Source organism: Phormidesmis sp. 146-20, from assembly GCF_052939475.1.
Genome location: NZ_JBJPHT010000016.1, coordinates 91,346 through 112,933 on the forward strand (window position 1 = coordinate 91,346; position 21,588 = coordinate 112,933).

General features: G+C 49.5%; 15 protein-coding genes. All 15 read right to left on the reverse strand.

Annotated features, from left to right (window positions below; genetic code table 11):
- Positions 1-26 precede the first annotated feature (26 nt).
- On the reverse strand, positions 27-758 hold the full coding sequence (gene kdsB, locus ACKFKH_RS15015) for a 3-deoxy-manno-octulosonate cytidylyltransferase (protein WP_446859126.1): 732 nt from the start codon (positions 756-758) through the stop codon (positions 27-29).
- A gap of 117 nt (positions 759-875) precedes the next feature.
- Positions 876-1,868 carry a KpsF/GutQ family sugar-phosphate isomerase gene (locus ACKFKH_RS15020; RefSeq protein WP_446859127.1) on the reverse strand — a complete coding sequence of 331 codons (993 nt, stop codon included), beginning with the start codon at positions 1,866-1,868 and terminating at the stop codon, positions 876-878.
- A 6-nt stretch (positions 1,869-1,874) separates the two neighbouring features.
- Positions 1,875-2,717 carry a glycosyltransferase gene (locus tag ACKFKH_RS15025; RefSeq protein WP_446859128.1) on the reverse strand — a complete coding sequence of 281 codons (843 nt, stop codon included), beginning with the start codon at positions 2,715-2,717 and terminating at the stop codon, positions 1,875-1,877.
- Between the two features lie 179 nt (positions 2,718-2,896).
- Positions 2,897-5,254, reverse strand: coding sequence for a PA14 domain-containing protein (locus ACKFKH_RS15030; protein WP_446859129.1), 2,358 nt, complete (start codon positions 5,252-5,254; stop codon positions 2,897-2,899).
- Between the two features lie 219 nt (positions 5,255-5,473).
- Entirely contained in the window at positions 5,474-6,796 is a 1,323-nt protein-coding gene (locus ACKFKH_RS15035) for an ABC transporter ATP-binding protein (protein ID WP_446859130.1), read from the reverse strand.
- Positions 6,797-6,848: 52 nt separating this feature from the next.
- Positions 6,849-7,694 (reverse strand): ABC transporter permease, encoded by an 846-nt coding sequence (locus ACKFKH_RS15040; RefSeq protein WP_446859131.1) that lies wholly within the window; start codon positions 7,692-7,694, stop codon positions 6,849-6,851.
- 12 nt (positions 7,695-7,706) lie between these two features.
- Positions 7,707-8,132, reverse strand: coding sequence for a hypothetical protein (locus ACKFKH_RS15045; protein ID WP_446859132.1), 426 nt, complete (start codon positions 8,130-8,132; stop codon positions 7,707-7,709).
- 832 nt (positions 8,133-8,964) lie between these two features.
- Entirely contained in the window at positions 8,965-11,133 is a 2,169-nt protein-coding gene (locus ACKFKH_RS15050; protein ID WP_446859133.1) for a GumC family protein, read from the reverse strand.
- A gap of 123 nt (positions 11,134-11,256) precedes the next feature.
- Complete coding sequence (locus ACKFKH_RS15055) at positions 11,257-13,464, reverse strand: SLBB domain-containing protein (protein ID WP_446859134.1); 2,208 nt, start codon at positions 13,462-13,464, stop codon at positions 11,257-11,259.
- 303 nt (positions 13,465-13,767) lie between these two features.
- Positions 13,768-13,890, reverse strand: a complete 123-nt coding sequence (locus tag ACKFKH_RS15060; protein WP_446859135.1) for a hypothetical protein — start codon at positions 13,888-13,890, stop codon at positions 13,768-13,770.
- Entirely contained in the window at positions 13,887-15,860 is a 1,974-nt protein-coding gene (locus ACKFKH_RS15065; RefSeq protein WP_446859136.1) for a polysaccharide biosynthesis protein, read from the reverse strand. The genes ACKFKH_RS15060 and ACKFKH_RS15065 overlap by 4 nt, the downstream gene beginning before the upstream one ends.
- Positions 15,861-16,937: 1,077 nt before the next feature.
- Positions 16,938-17,336 carry a hypothetical protein gene (locus tag ACKFKH_RS15070; protein WP_446859137.1) on the reverse strand — a complete coding sequence of 133 codons (399 nt, stop codon included), beginning with the start codon at positions 17,334-17,336 and terminating at the stop codon, positions 16,938-16,940.
- Between the two features lie 148 nt (positions 17,337-17,484).
- Positions 17,485-17,994, reverse strand: a complete 510-nt coding sequence (locus tag ACKFKH_RS15075) for a cyclic nucleotide-binding domain-containing protein (RefSeq protein ID WP_446859138.1) — start codon at positions 17,992-17,994, stop codon at positions 17,485-17,487.
- Positions 17,988-18,164 carry a hypothetical protein gene (locus ACKFKH_RS15080; RefSeq protein WP_446859139.1) on the reverse strand — a complete coding sequence of 59 codons (177 nt, stop codon included), beginning with the start codon at positions 18,162-18,164 and terminating at the stop codon, positions 17,988-17,990. Before ACKFKH_RS15080 ends, ACKFKH_RS15075 begins: the two co-directional genes overlap by 7 nt.
- Before the next feature lie 65 nt (positions 18,165-18,229).
- On the reverse strand, positions 18,230-21,277 hold the full coding sequence (locus ACKFKH_RS15085) for an Npt1/Npt2 family nucleotide transporter (RefSeq protein WP_446859140.1): 3,048 nt from the start codon (positions 21,275-21,277) through the stop codon (positions 18,230-18,232).
- Positions 21,278-21,588 lie beyond the last annotated feature (311 nt).

Genomic DNA, 21,588 nt, shown 5'->3' on the forward strand with positions numbered 1-21,588 from the left:
GCAGCACAATCTTTCAGAACAGTGTTTCAAGCAGGTTGAGCAATCAATCGTTTGGCTTGTACTAAATCTTCGGGCGTGTTGATTTCCAAAATCATGCGTTCAGTTTGACTGACCTGAATCGCGTAGCCATGCTCTAAGACGCGCAGTTGCTCTAGGGCTTCACAGTGTTCTAGCGGCGTTGGGGTGAGTTGGGCATAGGTGGCTAAGAAATCTCGACGAAACGCATACAGTCCGAGATGATGAAACACGGGGGCTGTGCCTGCGTAACGGTAATGCGGAATGGCAGCACGAGAGAAATATAAGGCGCGTCCGTGGCGATCGCAAACAACTTTTACGGTATTAGGATCTGTGTATCCAGCTTCGTGATCGAGCGGACAAGCCAGCGTCGTCATGTCGGGGGTTTTGCCCTGCAAATAGGGACTAACCAACTGAGCCAGCATTTCTGGCGTAACAAAGGGTTGATCGCCCTGCACATTTACCACAACGGACATTTCATCATAGCGCTGCGCCACTTCCGCTACTCGATCGGTGCCTGTCTGGTGATGGCTGCTCGTCATTTCTACGGCTCCACCAAACTGCCGCACACAGTCGGCAATCCTCTGATCGTCGGTTGCAACGACTACTTTGCTAAACGCCTGACAACGGCTGGCTGCTTCATAAATCCACTGCACCATTGGGCGATCGTCAAGCAACACTAAAGGCTTACCAGGAAACCGCTGGGAGGCATATCGGGCTGGAATAACAGCAAGTATCTTCATTGAGGTAGCAACTCCGCAAACATAAACTAGACTTTTGGCGCGAATCGTTGAAGCCCACTGAATAGAATTCACCAGGGCATTCATGCTGTAACTTTTAGCGTCTGTAGCAATCGGCAATTACAAACCACTGTGGAACAAATCATGTAGCCGCAATAGTCCCAAACATCGCTGGTCAGCATCCACAACGGGCAACACTGAGATTTGAGAGGGGCGTTCTTCCATTAGCTTGAGCGCGTCATAGGCGAGTACATCGGGGGTAACGGCGATCGGTTGGGTTGTCATGAGCGTATCGGCTGTCAAGGCTTCGAGTTGAGTGGCCGGAGTCTTGAGTACCCAGCGCCGCAAATCACCATCGGTAATCAGCCCTAGTAAGTTGTTTTGAGAATTGACAATATTGACCGCGCCTAACCCGCCCTGACTCACCGCCTTCAAAACCTCTAACCAGGAAGCTTGCGGCAGCAGTGTGGGGCTGTTATGGTGCATCAAATCTTTGACCGTCAGGGTCAAGCGTTTGCCTAAGCGTCCGGCGGGGTGGTTAAAGGCAAAGTCTTCGGGCGTGATGCCTTTGATCGACATCAGACTCATCGCCAAAGCATCCCCGATCGCCAGCGCTACTGTGGTACTGGTTGTGGGCGCAAGATTGAGAGGGCAGGCTTCGCGATCGACACTTGCATCTAGCACGACATCAGAGTGTTGAGCTAAGGTCGAACCAAGGTTTCCTAGAATCGCAATGACAGGCACTTGTCGATGTTTTAAGTGGGGAAGCATTGCAATCAGTTCTTCCGTTTCTCCACTATTACTCAGCACAATCCCGACATCCTGAGCCGTCACAATCCCCAGGTCTCCATGCAAAGCATCACAGGGATGGAGATAAACCGCCATTGTGCCAATGCTATTAAAGGTGGCGGCAATCTTTTGGGCAACAATCCCAGATTTTCCGACTCCCGATAGGACAACCTTACCTCGACAGTTGAGAAGCAAATTCATTGCCTGGTCAACAATCTCTGAATTGAGTTGTTTTGCTGTATGAGAAATTGCGTCTGCTTCTAGTTGTAAAAGGGTTTGTACTTGGGAGAACTGAGCGGGTGAAGTTGGAATCGTGGATTGCATAATAAATCAGCGCTTGTTGGACGATTGCAGGGTCTGCTTAAGCTGGCGTAGCACAGGCTTGATGGTGGATTTTAGGCTTTGCTTGGGCGCGTTTCCTTCGCGAATCGTCTGACGAACGTAGGAGCGCACCAGGCTCAGTTCAATGTCTCGCTCGGTGGCGATACCTGCTGCCATTGCTTCATTGAGATACTGAAACCACAGGTCTCCATAGGGATGGTTGGGATGTTTCCAGGGTTGCGTCAATAAGTTGGTGTAATGGATGAGTTTTGTGTGGTCATCCCAGTAATCAAACACATTCCACTGAGCATCTAATTCGCCAACCTGGTAAGGATGGTGAGCCAGAAACTTTGGACTCATACAAGAAAAATCGCTGTAAGCGTAGAGGTTTTGATCCAACTCATCCACGATCGTTTCCAAATCAAAGCGGCAGCGATCGCAATCGATCAACATCACACTCAGCCCCCATAGTCCGGCTTCCAAATGGGAGTAGCTTTCTTTTTTTGCCAGGAAGTCACAGCCGTTTAAGGGCGTATCAAACAACTCCTGAATATCTCGGAGACAAATCATGTCTGAGTCGAGATAAATTGCCTTACCCTGGAAGTTACACAGTTGGGGAATGAGATAGCGGTACAAGCTAAATTCAGTCGCATTACGATATTTGACGCGCAAAGACATCGGAGCCAAAAACGGTTCCTGATCATTCAACTCGACTGCGTTATGTGTCCCGTTGAGTACATAGATGTCAAGAGGTTGCTGAACGTGTTTCCGCAGGGAGTAGATTAAAACTTTTCGTTCAAGTAAGCTAGCTTCTCCAGAACCAATAAACACTCTAATGGGATGATTTGACATAGTGTAGACAACCTTAGTGCGTGACGATTTGAGGATCGTGAATTAAAAGAATTGTTTGTAGGATGGGTTGAGCTTCGCGAAAGGCACCACTCGAATCCACATAATTTTTAGGGCTGCTTTCGCCTTGAAACCAGGTTCAGACAAAAAACAGCCCTTTAGGAAGTTAGTAGATTGACCGTCTAGACAATCCGAAGTTGACTGATATTTAATGTTGTTGGAGCATTCTGCAAAGTCGCGATCGTCACTTCACCGCCTGCACCACTGCCATCAGCATCAAACCGCAACACCCCATTACTGTACAAGAAGGTAGGGCCGTTACCGAGAGCAACATTCCCATTGACGAGCACACCCGTTGCCGCCGCACTCAAACTGAGACTCACCCCTGCAACCAGCCCGCTACCAAATCCGACGGCTGAAATCTCGAACGTATCAGTTGCCGTGAAATCAGTAATGAGATCTCCGCCTTCTGTCAGGTTGCGATAGACAAAGGTATCATTGCCACCGCCGCCCGTTAACTGATCAAAACCACCGCCTCCGACCAGGCGATCGTTCCCCAGTCCCCCATCCAACTGATTTACGCCTGCATTCCCAATTAAGGTGTCATTCAATGCCGAGCCAACCACATTTTCAATGCTGATCAAACTGTCTTGATCAACGCTAAACGTGCCTTGAGAAGTGCCGACTTCGCTCAACAGCTTGCTATACCAGGCATTACCAATCTTGCTGTAGCCGTTCACGTTGGGGTGAAGACCGACATCCAGAGGCGGGGCTGTAATATCATTCACCGTGAGCAAAGTCCGCATATCGACAAATCTTACCCGCTGACCCGCTGCCTGTCGAGTCGCAATCACATTTGGAATCAGGTTGTTATAGTTGATCGCTTTCTGAGCCGTGACTGCACCCCCAAAAGAGGTTTCTGGACGCACAGGCGGAATCGAACTAACTAACACCGTGACATCAGGCGAACTGCTGGTAATGCGATCGATCAGCACACCTAACTTTGTCGCCATCTGAGCCGGGGTATCTGACCCCCAAGCATTGTTCGTTCCTAGCATCAGCATCACGACATCTGGCTGACCTGTGTTCAGGAAAGTTCCGATTCTGGAGGTGATCACGTCGATCGTGTCTCCAGGATGCCCTTCATGATCGCGATCGCTCAGAGTCCCAGAACCGTCGTAGCCATCCGATCGAGAGCCAACAAAGTCGATCGCCAATCCGTCGCGCTGGAAGTTATTCCACAACACAGAACGATATCCTCCCGTCAGCGGCTCTGGGGTGGCATACATCGCACTCACTCCGTAGGTAATCGAATCTCCTAGCGGCATGAGGCGAGCCGTCCGGTTGGCAAGGCCGCTCTCCAGGTTAACGACAACATTGTTGGTTGAGTCTGCATAACTGGCTGTATCGGTGCCTGCTCCCCCGTCGAGAATGTCATTGCCCGTACCACCAATCAGCGTATCGTTGCCCCCATTACCGCGCAAAGTATCATTGCCTGCCAGACCTCGAAGGATGTTGTCACTGTCATTTCCATTCAGGGTATCGTTTGCAGCGGTGCCGTTAGCCACATTGCTAAACAGGCGCGACTGGGAGATTACCTCCGACCCTTGGGTTGGACTAGACCAGTTGAGCCGTACAGAAGCTGTGTTGCGCTGTTCGTAGTACTCTAGACGAATGTCATATCGTTGATTAGCCCGGAGAGCAATGGTGCCGCTAGTCGTGACTGGAGCGGTGCGATCGACCCAGTTATTAATAACCAACTGATTGTTGACCCACAGCCTCACCCCGTCATCTGCCGTCGTTTGGAAGGTATAAGTTTCATTAAAAAGTGCTTGAATTTGTCCACTCCAACGCACCGAGAAAGTATCAGGCGCGATCGCCGCATTCGGAGAACTCGTCCCCCAATTAAAGTTAACGGTTGGGTCAGTGCGGCTGACTTTAAGGTTAGTAAAATCGATATTGTCAAAGTAGTCGCCTTTTAGTCCGTTACCCAGACTTTCGGGAGTGGGCGTATAGAGTTGAGACTGCGGCACCACTTCTCGCACCTGAGACGCACTGGCCCAACTCAGCGTCGATCGCGCATTGCCCCCACTCTCCACATAATCTAAACGGATGTCATAAAGTTGTCCCGCTTGTAGTGTGATGGTTCCTCGATTTTCAATGGTGGCGTTAGAACTTCCCCAGCGATCAATGACGAGTTGATTGTTGACCCACAGCCGTACCCCATCATCTGAGGTCGTAGAGAATGTGTAAGTTTCACTAAAGCGGGACTTGATCTGTCCCATCCAGCGCACCGAAAACGTATCGGCTGCAATCGTGCGATCGGGAGACCCAAACCCCCAGTTAAAGTTAACCGTTGCATCAGTGCGGGTTACTTTCAGGTTAGTAAAGTCTCGATTATCAAAGTATTCGGCTCTCAGTCCAGTGCCCGGTGCGCTACTAGCGGTGAGGCTACTTTGAGTGGTCAAAAGGCTTGAGGACTGGGATGTTGTCGTTTGATTAGTGGTGAGGGGAGTGGTGCTTAACTGTGTTGTATTCATCAGTAACTTTTAGAGGATTAAGAGTGAGCTTAGAAAGCACCCTTGAAGTACTGATGCACCTGAAGCCTCTTGAAGGCAGTATTTGCTACCTCTATAGTTACTCAAGAATTCGGGAAATACTTTGTTGATATGATTAAGACCACTGTAATTGTCCTCAAATTCTTGTTTAGATCTTCAAAGTTGAGCCTCGCTACATTCGTTGATGAGCGAACGACACGTCTAACTGTGCTGAACGATCGACTGTTGAGCCGCATAAACCGACAGACTTTGCCAATCTGACTTAGACAAGATCTTGCAGCGCTTGGAGTTTGCATGGTGCCCCGTCCCAAAGAAGTCACCCCCTTCGACCTCGACAAAAGCGGCATCTGGAATGTAGTCCAGCACTTCTGAGTCGCGGTAGGCCAGATAAACTGAGAATTGATAGAGATAGTTTGCCAGCGGCAGATTGCGAATCCGGCAGCGAATGTATCCTCTATCTGGTTCTAATACCAGATTGCTGTTGGTGAAGTTTGTTCTAAACAAGAGAACCGTGTTGCCTTTGTCATCGAGAAAATCAAAACTAGCAATCACATCCTGTAAAACACTGCCAGTATGATTGTGATAGCCCACTTCTAAATCGTAGTCTTGACCAGATTCTAGACGGGTGACAGGCTTACCAGCGCTATTCAACACCCGAAAACTGGTCATCTGGACTCTACCTGACCCATGACGATCGCGGCGGTCTGCTAGCGCAATTTCCCGTGTCAGTTGGCGAGAGGTTTCCAGGTGAGCATTGATTGCTGTTGGGACATCTCCATCTACTTGGACGGTGCCTTGGCTCAACACAATGCCGCGCGTACATAGAGATTCGACGGTGTTCATGTTGTGGCTCACAAAGAGGACGGTGCGCCCATCTCTGCCTACATCTTCCATTTTTCCTAGACACTTTTTCTGAAACTGGGTATCTCCAACGGCTAATACTTCATCGATGATCAAAATCTCTGGCTCTAGATGGGCTGCTACTGCAAACGCAAGCCGAACATACATTCCCGAAGAGTAGCGCTTTACGGGAGTGTCAATAAACTTTTCTACTTCAGCAAACGCGACAATCTCATCAAACTTGCGGGTAATTTCGGCTTTGCTCATGCCGAGAATCGCCCCATTCAAGTAGATATTTTCGCGTCCGCTGAGTTCGCCGTGAAAGCCTGTCCCCACTTCTAAAAGGCTGGCTACTCGTCCCGCAATCCGAATTGAGCCGCGAGTCGGTTCTGTAATCCGGCTGAGTAGTTTTAACAGCGTAGATTTGCCCGCGCCGTTGCGCCCAATAAAGCCGACACATTCTCCTTGCTTGATTTCAAAGGAGACATCTTGCAGGGCCCAAAATTCTTCTCGTTTAGCGTTTAAGCGCCGAGCTTCAGAGGATTTAAAGATCTGACGCGCGATCGACCGGGTGCCATCCACGATCGAGTCTCTCAGCGTGCCATAAGAACCTGACTTCTTGCTCTGGTGAGAAATGATATATCGTTTTGCCAAATTCTCAACTTGAATTACCGTGTTAGACACGCTTTCTACTCCTATTCGATGAATCGGCACAAGTTCACGTTACAAGTTCACGTTAAATGATGTCAGCAAAAACGCGCTCGACTTTTCGGAAATGCCATATTCCGGTCACGAGCAGCAAAATCACCAATCCCAGCGACAACCCTAGCCCTGGTAAATAAAGCGGGGTTTGGTTACCCAAAATTGCCCAGCGAAAGCCATCAATCACACCCACCATCGGGTTGAGCGAATACAGCAAGCGCCATTTTTCGGGAATAACGCTGCTACTGTAGCCAACGGGCGAAATATAGGTGCCCAACTGCACAATAAAAGGGAGCAATTGCCCAATGTCTCGATATTTGACGTTGAGGGAGGCAAACCACAGTCCGATGCCCAGCGCAGTCGCGGCGGCAATCAGCGTAAAAAAGGGCAGCGTGATAATCTGCCAACTTGGAACAAACTTATACCAGGCCATCAGTCCGAGCAGCACCATTCCCGACACGAGGAAGTCTACAAAGCTGACCACGATCGCGCTGGTTGGAACAATCAAACGCGGAAAATAAATCTTAGAAATCAAGCCTGCATTTCCGACCAGGCTGTTGCTAGTTTGGGTGAGCGCAGCCGCAAAAAATTGCCAAGGCAACATTCCAGAAAACACCAGAATGGGATAAGGCGTTGTGCCTTCGGAAGGCAGTTTTGCCAGATTGCCAAAAATAACACTGAACACGATCATGGTGATAAAAGGACGAATCAACGCCCACGCCATGCCGATCGCAGTCTGCTTGTAGCGCACCAAAATATCGCGCCATGCCAGAAAATAAAACAGTTCTCGATACCGCCATAGGTCTTGCCAATAGTGCTTTTCAGTCTTTCCTGATTGAATGACCAATTCGCGCTGGCTAGAAAGTTGTCGTGATTTCATCCGCATAGCTGGTTAACTCATAAACCGAAAGTCTTTTACCCCATCAAATCGCAGTGTTCGAGACTGCTGACGGGTAAACTGCCCAACGGATGGATTTCCTTGAGGATCAGTTACGCCGATCGCTTGCTGCCATAGTTCAGCAGGTGCAGGCGCGACTTGATAGGTGTGATTCTGTTTTTGGACGTGATACCATTCGTTTCGTTGACACTCGTCGCACCAGAAAGCCTCCAGCCATTCTCCATTAAGAGAAACGGTCGTGTGGGCGGCCATTGACATTAAGGCGGCTTTTCGTCCCACTCCGCGCTGTTGAAGCTGTTCGGCTCGATCGGCAAACAGAGAATATTTTTGACTAACGCTGTGTAGATGACAGCCATGTACAGGGCAATAGATCGCCCGTCGCTTAGAGCGCTTTCGATTACGATCACACCTTTTCTGCAATTCGACCTCCTGAGCCGCGAAATGCGACAAAACAAAGGTTACGGTGGGAGAGACTGAGATCAAAAAGACCGTCGAAGCCCACTCCACAAGAGTTGATATACTTTATTCAGTTTTGGATCGAGTGAGTTAGGGTTAAGTGATATGAAGACCTCATATTTGAAACGCTCTATCATGTGACAGTTCGCACACTGTGATGCTCAATACCACTAACTAGCAAAATCCGTAGAATCCGCAGTCTTCATGAAGGCTTCACAGAAGAATGGGGTCTGAAAAGCTTGAAATAGGCGATAATAAACTATTCCTTCATAGAAAAATAGAATACTGAAACGGCTTTTAGAGTGCAAATAGTTTCAAACAGCCTGAGAATTTGTAGAGTGAACACTGTTTGCAATCCTTGAGTTAGTGACCTTTATCTGAAATTTATAATTCGTGGCGGCGGATTTATTTCAGTAGCTGCGGTTTTAACGCTCTGCCTTCTGATCAAATCGGGGCACAAAAGCACGTTCTTCAGACTTGTTAGAAGACAAAAGGGGGTTTGTAGGCAATACTCATCCTACTAGAAATGCCCATCCTACTAGAAATGTACTAGCACTGGTCAGTCGATCGCAAAGTGACGTTGTGTAGCGAATCGCCAATTGCATTGGGTTCCCGCCTTTTTAGGAACTAGGGGGAATCTGACAGACAGTGACTCATCAAGGAATGAGAATTCAGTAATATCGAAGTTTGTAGGGTGTGTTGAACCATAGCGAAACGCACCGCCAACGATCGGAATTGGGGCATTTCGCATGGCCCAACAGACCCTAGGCGATCGTCGATTTTATTAAATCCACAATTACTGAGAGTGATTGGCAACCATTCCTAAAATTGGAATACGAGCCGTTTTTAGAGTGTCTAGGGTTTGAGCGATCTCAGGTCGATCGGTTTGACCCAAATCAACCACCAAAATCATCCCATCGGTATGAGTTGCCAAAAGGCTGCTGTCTGCTAAAGACAACAATGGCGGCGTGTCGTAGATTACTAAGTCAAACACTGTCTCAAAATAATTTACTAATTGCTGCATCTTTTGCGACGCAAGCAGTTTAGTGGGGTCTACTGGAATTTGCCCAGAGGTAACCACGTAAAGGTTTTGTTCGGCGGTTGGCTCTGGTAGTGTCTCCCCTCCGCCCACTAAAGCTGGACTCACCCGGTAAACCGGACGAATCACTTGTTCGGGATGCAGGTCTGTAGCAATGAGATCACTCAGTCCGATCGCTTCGGGTAAGTCAAGCAGATTGTTAAGTTGAGGATTGCGTAGGTCAGCATCGACTAACAAAACCCGTTGTCCCATTGCGGCGGCGGCCTGAGCCAGATGGGTCGCGATCGTAGACTTTCCATTTCCTGGCATCGCTGAACCAATCACCAGAGAGAGAATCGGAGCCTCTGATCGAATTAGCCGAATATTGGTGTGAAGAGAGCGAAAGGCTTCTGGAAAAACCTGATGCGTATAAGAGCGTGACTGCGACTGACCATTAAAGATTTTGCCCAGACTGTTTAACTGGAGTAGCTGGGGAATGATGGTCGCAATCTTGGCAGTGCGAAGCTCGGCATTGTAAGGAATATTGCCCAAGAGCGGCAGTTTAGCTTGTTTCTTCAAGTCATCGATCGTGTTGATGGTTGTATCCATCCGTTCCACAATCAAAGCGATCGCCACGCCTAACAGTAAGCTTGCCAGCACGCCAATAAACAGCGTTCGCGCTCGCGTATCTTCACGAGACAGGGGCAGTTTGGGAGGCACAATCAGTTGCCAGGGTACATCTCGCTGAGAAGCTTGAATCTGAAGCGATTCTCGAACCTCCAAAAGGCGCTTTAGACTGTCTGTTGCCACCGTCAGATCGCGCTGCAAATCGGTGTAGAGACGGGCCACCATCGGGAGGCGCTTTCCTTGCTGATCCAAAGCCCGTTGAGCATTGGTATTGGACTGTTGCCGAGCCTGGAGAATCGACAATTGAGTATTGATATCCGCAATCTTATTGGTCAACACTCGACGGGCTTCTTGCCGCAGGACAGGAAGTAGATTTCGCCGTTGAGTCCGCAAGGCATCAATCTCAGGCGTATCATCTTGAAAGCGAGCAGTCTCGATCGCAATCTTGCTATCGATCTCCCGTAACTGACCGACTACACTTTGATAAGCTGGATCGGCTGCCAACGCTGCGACCGCGCCCGATCCGCCCTGTAAATTTTCAAAAGATCTTTGTGTCTCAGCCAATAACTTTTCAGTTTCGAGGCGCTGTTGTTGCAGACCGTTGAGTTGACCCGAAACTTGTCCAACCTGCGTCTCTGGGTCAACAAAGTTATTTTTTTCGCGAAAGTTTTGCAGATCTCGCTGAAGGTTGTCTACTCGCCGTTGCGTTTGGGAAATCCGACCGTCCACAAACTTAATCCCTTCGCGCAGGTTTGACTGTCGCTCTTGTTGGCTGTAGCGCAAATAGCCTTGAGAGAGCTTGGTGAGAATATCGCCGCCGCGATCGCCCTGTAAGTCTACATAAGAGACTGAGATGATTTTGGTATCTTTGGGCTGTTCGATCGAGAGTCCCCCCATCAGAGTATCGTAATCAATCTCAGGGTACTGCGCCTGAATCTGCTTAACGATCGGCTCCAACGTCTTGGGACTCAAGAGCACCTGGATCTGCGTGGGATAGTCCAGACCATTGTTTTGGGTCGTTTGATTTCCCTCTTGAGTCACCTGATCCAGACTTTGAGCCGTAATCGGTTCGACAAGAAGTTGAAATTCGCCCTTAAACTGAGGAGTCTGCTTGCCCACCATCACTGAAACAATACTGATGGCGACAACGGCTACCCCCGCAATGACCAGCGCTCTGCGCCGCAGCAACCCAAACAGGTGTTGAGAGCTGATGTCTTCTTCCTCATCTCTAAGGCTGGGCTGAATCAGATAATCAGGAATCGAGAGCAGCTTGCCGTTACCCTCGGCGGGATTGTGGGATGAGTTTGACTGAGTATCCATGAGAGTACCTGCGTAGACCTGTATCGGATGCTGTCACGATTCTCACCGTGTTGATCAGCGAGCCGCGACTTCTCGAAAATGAATGAATGGCTGGAACCAGAGAGCGAAAACGAGCCTTCTTGTCTAAAACCGCAGCAAACCGCCAAACGGCAGAATCCGCTGAACAATCCCCAGAACTGAGTCTAGAGTGTCAGTGACCTTTGCCCGCCCAGAGCGATCGACCACAATAATGTCGTTGTTACGAAGAATCGGATTGCCCTCCGCATCGATCCCTTGCGCCAGATTGATGGGGACTGCTTGACGAGAAACCGTGCCGTCAGGGTTAAGACGAATCAGTTCTACAGTCGCCTTGCGCGCATCTCGATTAAATCCGCCTGCGGCTAAGAGCGCTTGATTTAATGGCGTATTCGGCGGTACGTCTACTGCTCCAGGTCTGACGACTTCGCCTACAACATTGACTTTGATCGAGACTGGAGCAAAGCTAGGTGAGCCTAGAAGGGCCGCATCCGCTGGGTTGAAAGCCGTCGCAGTCGGAATCGAAATCGTATCTCCTTGCTGTAAAATCAGGTCTTGACTCAAATCTCCGGAGCGCAAAAGCTGCCAAAGGTCAATTTTGATGACTTGAGGGTTGCCCGATCGCGTCGCTCGACGCACTTCAACCTGACGGATATTGGACATTTGAGTAATGCCGCCCGCCTGCTGAACGGCCTGAGTAATGGTTGGCATTCCTCCTGTTTTGGTCAACACATAAGGCCCAGGACGAGCGACTTCCCCGACCACAGCAATGTTTAGAGGCTGAGTTTTATCGGTCGCAAAGTTAGCCGCCGCCAACTGAGAAGACTCCGCTAGGTTGATCGCCGTCGCCGCAGGAATAAACACCGTATCGCCATCGCGCAGGGTAACGTCTTGGCTCAGATTTCCAGTTTGAAATAGCTCCCAGAGGTTAACGTCAAAGGTTTGATTGCTGCCCGATCGCTGCGGACGGGTCACCACCACTCGACGGGGATTTGCCGCTTGAGTCATACCGCCCGCTTGCTGAATCAGGCGCGTAATCGTGGGAAACTTCCCATTGTCAGACGGCATCGTATAAGAGCCAGGACGGCCAATTTCCCCCGCAACCGCAATGTTTAAGGGGCGAGGTGCCGATAGCGTCACATCAATCAGCGCTTTTCTGACTAACTTGCTGTATCGTGCTGCGATCGCCGCTTCTGCCTGTTTGAGGGTCATTCCTTCTACAGAAACGCTGCCAATCCGAAACAGGTTGAGCGTTCCGTTGACTAAAACCTGGTAATCCTTGCTGTACTCAGGGACATTGAACACATCGACCTTAATTTTGTCGCCTGCCCCCAGGGTATAAGACTCATCGCTTGAGGCGGCGGCCATCAGAGAAGGTGGCGAAGTCATATTGGACGGCTGATTGGGGTCAATTCCAGGAGATAGCTGAGGGAGTTTGGGTTGAGCCGCCTGAGCAACGCTAGACGAGGCAATGCTGACAGTGCTCATTTGAGGGGATGTCTGGGGCGGTCTGGATTGAACCGCTTGGGTAACGTTAGATGAGGCAACCAGGGTCGGGGCTGGCGGCAGTTTGGCGTTAGAAGCGGCCGCACTAGAGCGAGCTATTATTTTTTGGTAGACAAATTGGGCAGCATCAGCGCGGGACACGACATTAGACGGTGTATCCAACGCTTCGACGCTTTCTCGACTTTTTTGCAGTCCTTTTTGCATCATGCCTTTGAATTCACTATCAGTCACCTGACGATTGGGGCGAAAAGTACCATCTGGAAAGCCCTTCACCACGCCTTGCTTGACGAGAGACAGAATCGCCGATCGCGCGGGATGATTCTGAATATCTGTCAGCCCAGCTTGAGACTTTGCGGCGACGGGCTGTTTTGCCGCGACAGGCTGTTTTGCTGGGGTGGGTGGTTTGGCAGGCGCAGGCTTGCTGTCAGACTGCATGGAGGCCGACACGATCGCATCTAGCGGCAACTGGTCAACACTGATCGAGCGATCGACGGAGGGCATTGCAGAAATTTTGAGGGGAGGCGGCAGATCGATCGCGTTACCCAGATTAGCGGAGTCACTGAGGGCCAGGTCTGCGGGGAGAAGATCTAGATTTTTGTCACCAGCCGACCTTGCGGATGTCTGCGAGGGCAGTGTTTCTGGTTGAGCGATCGCCTGGGGGAGCTGAGGAGGCGCTGTAGGCTTGGCTGCGTCTTTGTTGCCGGGTTTAGCGGTAGAAGACGTGGCGCTGGGAGTAACGGCATCGTTACCAATAAGTTCGTGGGCAAATAGAGCCGTAATAGCGCCAAGTGCGATAACTGAAACACGCATAAAAAAACCTCATAAACCACAGAACGGTCGAACCGGATGCGCTACATCCATTCTCTGAGTGATGGCGACGACAGCGGGCACGTTGGAAGACGGTGGGAAGACACTAGACGGAAGACCTTAGACAGAAGACGAAAGCTTTGATTTGTCTAAAGTTCAAAGTCCAGAGTCCAGAGTCCAGAATTTTCCGCCAGATCGGTAGCCATCAAAAAGTGAACGAGTGTGAGCATCGGATCAGAATCGGCAGGTGAATGACGATTTGTTCTTAAAAGTCTTGAATACTGATACAGAAGGTTAGTGAATGTATCAGGACGGATCGCGTAGCGTCATGGAAACTACATGAATTTTTCGGCGATCGGTCGTGGTTTTGCGGAGGAAGGGGTGAGGAGTCAGATCCGGCTTGAATTTTGCATCGTTTTGCAACTTCATCCCTGCTTCATAACCAGGGCATTGTGCTGTTGAGGTTTGTACTCAGGCACCAGAGTTTTGAGAATGGATCGAATCGCTAGTGTGTCTTTTTGGTTTGCGGCGAGAAATAGCTTGTTCAAAAGTGGCTCAAGCTCTCGCCAGGGAATCATGTTTTCTCTAGCTGCGTAGATTTTGGGATGGTCGGTTTCGATCGCATTCTCGCCTGAGATCAAAAGTTCTTCATAAAGCTTTTCGCCTGGACGCAAACCCGTCAGCAAAATCTCAATATCTTCACCCGGCACCAGACCGCTCAATTCGATCATTTGGGTGGCCAGATCGTAGATCTTGACTGGCTCTCCCATCTCTAGCAAAAAGACTTCGCCTCCTTTGCCCATTGCCCCCGCCTGGATCACAAGCCTCGACGCTTCGGGAATAGACATAAAATAGCGGGTGATATCAGGATGCGTCAGCGTGATCGGTTTGCCTTCTGCAATCTGCTTGCGAAATCGAGGAACTACCGACCCATTGCTGCCCAAGACGTTGCCAAATCGCACCATGACAAAGCGCGTGTAGGTTTTGGGTTGAGCCGCTAACGCCTGGAGGACGAGCTCGGCCGATCGCTTGGTGGCTCCCATGACATTCGTCGGGCGCACGGCCTTGTCGGTCGAGATCAACACAAACGTACTGGCTTTACATTTGTTGGCGGTACGAGCGGCGGTAAGGGTGCCGTAGACATTATTAATGATGCCTTGGGCAGAGTTGGCTTCGACGAGCGGAACATGTTTGTAGGCGGCCGCATGGTAAACGGTCTCAACCTCGTATTGGGTCAAGACTTCTTCGAGCCGTTCTGCGTCGGTGACAGACCCCAGACAGGCCGCACGAGGAATCTGAGGATAGGCTTCTGCGAGTTCAATGTCGATCGAATACAGCGCAAACTCATTCAACTCATACAAAACCAGTACTTTAGGATTTTGTTGAGCAATTTGGCGACACAGTTCTGAGCCGATCGATCCGCCGGCCCCTGTGACCAGGACTGATTTTCCTGTAATGTTTACGCCCAACAATCCGGGGTCAGGCAGCACTTCTTCACGCCCCAACAGGTCAGCGATGTCTACATTTCGGATCTGTTTGATCGACACCTTTCCGGTGAGAATTTCGGCAACGGTCGGCAGGGTTTTGACTTCGATCGACAACCCCTTGAGTGATTCTAAAATGCGACGCTTGTCTTGCGGGGTGGCAGAAGGAACCGCCAACAGTACCATTTTGATCTCGTAGCGAGGCACCAAGGTTGGCAACTGGTCGGGGTGATAAATCCGCAGCCCATTAACCAAGCGCCCCTGAACTGCTGCATTGTCGTCTACAAATGCGATGACATCATAAGTATGCTCCCGCAACAAGGCCTGGAAGATTTGAGATCCAGCGGCTCCTGCACCATAGATGATCAGGCGTTGGGGCTGTGGCGAAATGGGAGCAGTGGGGGATTTAGTGGGAGTGGGAGCCTCGACCCGGTTGAGGAGGTGATTCATCAAAAAGCGGATGCCAACGACAAGCACCCAGGTCACCAGCGCAGAGATGATTTGCACCGATCGCGGCAGGGGTCTAAATTGCAGCACTGCACAGGTCGCGGTCAAGGCTCCTTCACTGATCACCACGGCTTTAAGTGCCAAACCAAAGATTTCGACTCCGGTGTGACGCAGCAGGGAGTGATACATGCCTGTCAGATAAAAGATGCAGAATTTAACAGGAATCGCCAGGACGATCGTCGAGGAGTAAAGCGCAATTTGTTCTTTAACGGAGGAGTCTTCAAAGCGTAAGCTTAGAGCAATATAAATCGCAACAACAAAGATAATAATATCGTTGCTAAAGAAGATATATCGTTTAATTCTTCCTGGTAATAATGCAATGCGGCTTAAGAAAAAATAAGAGAAATTGAGCCTGAGAAGTTTGGAAAAAATAGAAGTAGAGCGTTGTTTAGAAGTTGGATTCTTCATCAGCTAAAACCTCGATTGGTACAGCTTGATCCTTGACCGTCAAAAAGCCAAAAATAGATGACTTTTATCTGGTGAAACACCCTTTTCTATTCGTCATGCAAATAACATTAGCAAGTTATAAAAGCGCAATCAGGATGATTATAATGACATAGCATCATAACTTCGGATTGCTTTTTACGATCGCAATGGCTCGATTGATAACCAATACGCTTGCCCTTTGATAATTGCACTTAGATAGAACTCGCTAGATCGCACAAACTGTAGATTTAGGAGAGTTGATAAAGTCTGGTAGATTAATCTTGTGCTATCTGGAGAGATGCCCTTTTGTTGCTCGCATTGATGATTGCTCTAGTTCCTGCCTAGATTGCCAGAACAATTCCTAATGCCTGAAGTAGTTATGACTCCACAACTATGACTCCACAACTTTGATGGGTCGCTTAAGCCCTAATCTGCGTAATTTGGTGTATTAGCCTCATTATGTATACACTTACGCAAAATTTCGTAAAGATGCCAATATTACAAAATCGGGAATAATCCTCGATCGAGCGTTTGGGTAGAGCCTGCAACTTACTGTACTGCATACCATAACAAAGCTTATTCAATTTGACGATAGTCTTGCTATCTAAGTGATTTTTGTTAAGAGTCTGTTAAGACGCAGTAGTTTATGGGGATTATACTGAGTTTGGCTGAAAGGGATACGGACTCGGTGATTCACATTCTCCAGAGATTAATCTATATATCTACTCTTCACATTAGAGGGGCAATAATGACCAACCACAGAGGTTCGTTTCTATCTGAGCCTCAGTACTGAAGCAAGCCTCAAACTTGTGGAACGCTGGTTACGATCGCCGATAAAATAAAACTCCTGGCCGCGATCGCAGCGTCTCAACAACCGCACAAATCGAGAATTGAGATCGGGGATTAAGTAAAATCGTCATCTATGGGGTGTGGCTGCGCCTGTTTGTAACTGATCTTCAAGTTAAACAGCGTTGCTAACATTTGAAAGTGGTGCATTTCGCATTAGTCAACAGACCCTACCTGATCTTTGGGTTGATTAGATTTACCGAAAAACTGGAACTAGTCGATCGCTTTGTCGTGCGCTTCAATTGACCAGCGATATACGATCGGTTGCTGTTTTTTCTGGTTATCAACTGTGATGACAATTAATTTGCGTCCATCAGTCCCCTCAAACTCAAAGCGACAGAATCCCATTCCGGTTCCTGAGCAATCAACGACTTCGTTATAACCAAGCTCCTTGACGATGTACTTTGTTGCACCAAAGAGTTGATCGCCACGTTGGAGGATTGGAATCTCGATCGCTCGCCATCCTTTATTGATCAACAGTTCTCTTGCCTGTGCATAAGGCATTTCTTTTTTAAGATTGGGCACTTCTTGAGCATATACAGTTCCACTCAAAAGTGTGATGGTTCCTGCAAGAATTCCAGCAATTGAGTAATGGATCAGCTTTGTGTTCATATGCCTGTAAGTAAAGTTTAGTAAACCAGCAACCTAGAGTGAAGCACTGCGTTTTTTGCTCTGATGTAGGGATAAAAGTTGCTCCTTGTAGGCTGATTTTACTCAAAGGATATTCCTGAAACCTAATCCCTCTTGAAAATTGCCCCATCTATCTCAGTTTTTGCGATCGCGGTGCAGGCTCGTTATAAATCTCCTGATCCAGCTTGCTTTTGAGCATTCCCAATTCGTGATCTTTGGCGTTGAGTTTGAGATTGAGTTCGCGAATGCGACGAGAGAGAATGCGAATAATATTCAGGGCGATACCGGGAGTTTCGTCGATCGCTTCATATAACTGCTGTTGGGTCAAGACAAGACAATCACACCGCTCTAAAGCCGTCACCGACGCAGACCGAGGCTCCGCATCAAACAGCGACATCTCCCCAAAAAAGTGCCCCTTTTTTAACTGCACCAATTCTTGTTCGCCAATATGTACCTTTACCATGCCCTGCGCCACGATGTAGAGCGATCGCCCCTCCTGCCCCTGAGTAATAATCACCTCTTTGGCATTAAAGCAGCGCTCATCCATAATCGAAGCCAACCGCACGAGAAAATCATCCCGCAATTCCTGAAAGATGGGGACTCCTCGAACCAGTAGCAGACGTTCAAAGCTGTTTAGCATGACAGTGGGAGGAGGAAGGGATGAGGGAGGAGGAAGGGATGAGGGAGGAGGGAGGAAGGATGAAGGAGGGCGATCGGTTTAGGGATTAGCCGCTTGTTGATCCAGTAATGCACATAAAGCTTGTCTACGATCGTTTGGCCATTCATCATCGTTGTCTGCTGATTATTCATCCCTGATTCCCTGCCTCAAAATCATACCTGTCCAAGACGATGCATCCCTCCTCCCTCCTCCCTCATTACAGAGGCTCCAATTCCGCCGTACTGGGCATATCGTCGTCGTCTTGAAATCGTCGGATGGGAATTTGCCCTAGATTTAGCCCTTCCATCATTTGTTTGACCTGGCTGGCGACTAAACGATCGGGGTCATTTTCTAACATAGGCAAAATTCGGATCAGCGCACTGGGAGAGGCAAGCTGTAAATAAGACAAAACCGCCTCGCGCACAAAGCCTTTGGGATGATTGAGACAGGCGAGAATCTGCTCACTGGTAAGGCTCCAACGAGACTGACGCGCTAGATGAAAACAGCAGGCCAGCGACCAGTCTGATAAAAAGTGACGCAAATCTAGCAGATAGCGAAGGCGATTGTGCGGATTCATCGGCTCGTAGCCCACAATTCCCGCTAGACTTTGCAGCTTGTCTACATCTCGGTTGCTGTCCAAAATCGCTAACAGCGCACGTTTGCTGGGAATGTCTAAGGTGTTGTCTAAAATCTCTAAACCCTGGGCCATATTAGACTTTGAGCCAGACTGAAGGTTAAAAGAAGCCACCTGAATCGAGTTGAGCGAGTAGAGAAATTTCATCAACAAAAAGAGTCGATCGATGCCATCACTGGGAAGATCTCGCAGCGATCGCCTCAACAGATCTGCCTCCTGTCCGCGCGCCCGTTCTGGAGTCAAATCGACCAGTGCCGCGTAGATCTGACCGATAAACATGATTTCCTGATCGATCAACTGCTCGACACCTCGCCGTCCCAGTCGATCCAGCACCGCCTCGATCCCTTTTTCTAAAGGAATTTTTAGCAGAATTCTCAAAATATTGCGGCGCGTTTCTCCCCAGGAGGTTTTGAGGTGGGCAATGAGAATCTCGATCGCTTCTCTGGTGCCAATTTGCCCGATCGCGCTCCAGGCGTGAGAACGAACCAGATTGGGCTGGTGGACATCTTCGGCCAGACTGACCAACATCGTTAAGGCATCGTTTTCCAACTTCACCAAGGCACTCTGGGCAGCATTGCGCGTCGATTTGTAGCTCAGACCTCTCAACAGCGACGGATAGTATTCCTCTAAGCGGGTGGCTCCGATCGCTTCCAGCACCGCACATCTCACAGGCAGCGATTTATCCTGTAACAAATTGGGGATGTAAAGCCGCAACGCCTGCAAATAAACCGCCTCACCCAGCGCCCGACAGCCCATCACCCGCTCTTGTTTGTGCTTGTGAGTCAACATTAGCCGCAACGCATTCGTCGCTTCCGCTTTTTGGGTGGGGGTGCCCTGCTTGAGCATTAGAGACGCAGCCGTGCCGCGAATGATCGGGTCGATTTGGGGATGAAGGTATGATCGCAGTTGACGAATATCCGGATTTTCATCGGTGAGCCAGATGTAGCGCAGCGCGACGGCCATGACTTCGGGGGCAGGCTTTTGGGTGATCAGATCTTTGACCGAGGGCAGATGAGACAGACTGGGATGCGCGATCATCACCTCCAGGCTTTTTTGCTGCAAGCTGGGCGTGAGCTTGTCTAATAAGGGAGCCAGCACTTCACCGACGTTTTTGGGATCGATCTGGCTGAGAAGCTCAATGCACGATCTCTTGTCCGCTTCGACTCCGGGCTTGTCTAGTGCCTCGATCACAGCGCGTTTGAGTTCTCGTAAGTCTACATCTGATCCGCTGAGTTGTCCCCGTCCGGCGCTAAAGACGAGTAGTTTGACGTAATCCTGTTTGAGCAAGTAGATTGCCACCCACCAGCCCACCGCCAGGAGAATCATTACCCCAAAAATCAGATTTTGCCACTGCCGCTCCGTTTCACCCTGCTCCGTCAACCAGACCAGCCAAAATAAAACAACGCCCGTGGCACCCGTGGCGATCGGTTCCGCAATGCCGCGAATATTAGCCTGGAGTCTTCCCCGCACGGCTTCGGGCACTGGCTGAAACAACACAGGACTCACACTGGCAAACAGGGTGTAGTGCAGCAGTTCGTATAAAAACTTACGCATCACCAGTCCCAAAAAGATCGGTAGGGGTGCCGACGCGACGATTTCACAAATCACGATGCCGATCGTCATTAGTACGACGACAACAGGCAGGGCCATCACCGTCTGAAACACTCCCACTGCCTCGATCACGCGACTTGAGAACAGCCATTGAGCGATCAGTTCACAAATCCCCAGCGCGCCATTAAATACGGAGAGAAAGCTGGCGATTTTCTCACTTTGGGCAGAAAATTCGGGTTGTCTTTCAAGCTGGCTGAGAAACTGAAAATCGACCAGCAACAACAGCACCTGCGCCATGATAAAAAAGACAACCAGCAGCCCGACATAGCGCCGCATCTTACCGCGAACTTCCTGACGATTTTCGACCTGGCGATCGTCTCTTCTGCGTCGAGAAGCGGGAAAGGCCTGCTGGTAGGTTTGACACAGGTAAGACAAGATGCCTGCGCCAATCAGCATCATCACAAATGAGAGCACAATGACGGTGGGAATGCCGCGATCGCGAGGCAACGCCGCCAACACAAACGGCAATGAAAAACCACTGACAATATCGGCGACCAGTACCCCACTGCTGATCAAGGGATACGTCCGCTTAATTTCTCGAATGTTAAAAAGCTGATTGGCGGTGATCGACGCATTCAGGTCATTCAAGACATAAATCGCCTCTAGCCACAGTCGCAGCAACAATACCGTCGTTTTGAGAACGATAATGCCACTAATCGCCGCACCCGCCGGAAAACTCAGCCCAAACTGCAACAACAACAACGGTAGCGCCATCAACAGCGCAATCAGGACAATGACTCGCCTCAGTGACAGATATTTTTGTAGCCACGAATAAAGAAAGCCTAGCCCGACGCTAATTCCAGAACTGGCAATATAGATGATCGGCAGATTGGCTGCACCATACTGTTCGAGAAAGAGTCCAACGGCGCTGGCTTCGAGCCACATCAGACCGATCGCCGTGGTGGTATAGAACGCAAACATGAGCAACGTGCGTTCGCTTTCTTCTGGACGAAGATTAATCCATCGTAGAAATTTTCGTCCTACCCCATCTCTGGCGTATTGCTGGTCGATCAGTTCCATGTAGCGTTTTGTCCCGTACCGTGTATTCGATGCGCCCCTGTCAAGTGTTTACAGTTTGCCTCAGTATGCGGAGATTAAACAGGCCATGATCTTTAAAGTCTTTAACTTAGTAAGCGGGGTAGTCCCGCAATTTTACGCAGAGATCGCCCCCTACTTGCCCATAAGATTCCCAGATTGGGGAGATTTCTTGCTTGTTACACAAGTTCTGCCTTTAAAAATTTACCCGTTCTATACAAATGGCGATCGCCGATTCAACTTCTATTTTGTCTCTGATTGCAGATTTAGACTGCCAGATTTCTCACAAAAGCGTC

Coding starts and splice junctions, on each gene's coding strand:
- ACKFKH_RS15070 (WP_446859137.1), bottom strand. CDS start 17,336: ATGAACACAAAGCTGATCCATTACTCAATTGCTGGAATTCTTGCAGGA.
- ACKFKH_RS15085 (WP_446859140.1), bottom strand. CDS start 21,277: ATGGAACTGATCGACCAGCAATACGCCAGAGATGGGGTAGGACGAAAA.
- ACKFKH_RS15050 (WP_446859133.1), bottom strand. CDS start 11,133: ATGGATACTCAGTCAAACTCATCCCACAATCCCGCCGAGGGTAACGGC.
- ACKFKH_RS15020 (WP_446859127.1), bottom strand. CDS start 1,868: ATGCAATCCACGATTCCAACTTCACCCGCTCAGTTCTCCCAAGTACAA.
- ACKFKH_RS15030 (WP_446859129.1), bottom strand. CDS start 5,254: ATGAATACAACACAGTTAAGCACCACTCCCCTCACCACTAATCAAACG.
- ACKFKH_RS15025 (WP_446859128.1), bottom strand. CDS start 2,717: ATGTCAAATCATCCCATTAGAGTGTTTATTGGTTCTGGAGAAGCTAGC.
- kdsB (WP_446859126.1), bottom strand. CDS start 758: ATGAAGATACTTGCTGTTATTCCAGCCCGATATGCCTCCCAGCGGTTT.
- ACKFKH_RS15040 (WP_446859131.1), bottom strand. CDS start 7,694: ATGAAATCACGACAACTTTCTAGCCAGCGCGAATTGGTCATTCAATCA.
- ACKFKH_RS15060 (WP_446859135.1), bottom strand. CDS start 13,890: ATGAAGTTGCAAAACGATGCAAAATTCAAGCCGGATCTGACTCCTCAC.
- ACKFKH_RS15055 (WP_446859134.1), bottom strand. CDS start 13,464: ATGCGTGTTTCAGTTATCGCACTTGGCGCTATTACGGCTCTATTTGCC.
- ACKFKH_RS15065 (WP_446859136.1), bottom strand. CDS start 15,860: ATGAAGAATCCAACTTCTAAACAACGCTCTACTTCTATTTTTTCCAAA.
- ACKFKH_RS15080 (WP_446859139.1), bottom strand. CDS start 18,164: ATGAATAATCAGCAGACAACGATGATGAATGGCCAAACGATCGTAGAC.
- ACKFKH_RS15075 (WP_446859138.1), bottom strand. CDS start 17,994: ATGCTAAACAGCTTTGAACGTCTGCTACTGGTTCGAGGAGTCCCCATC.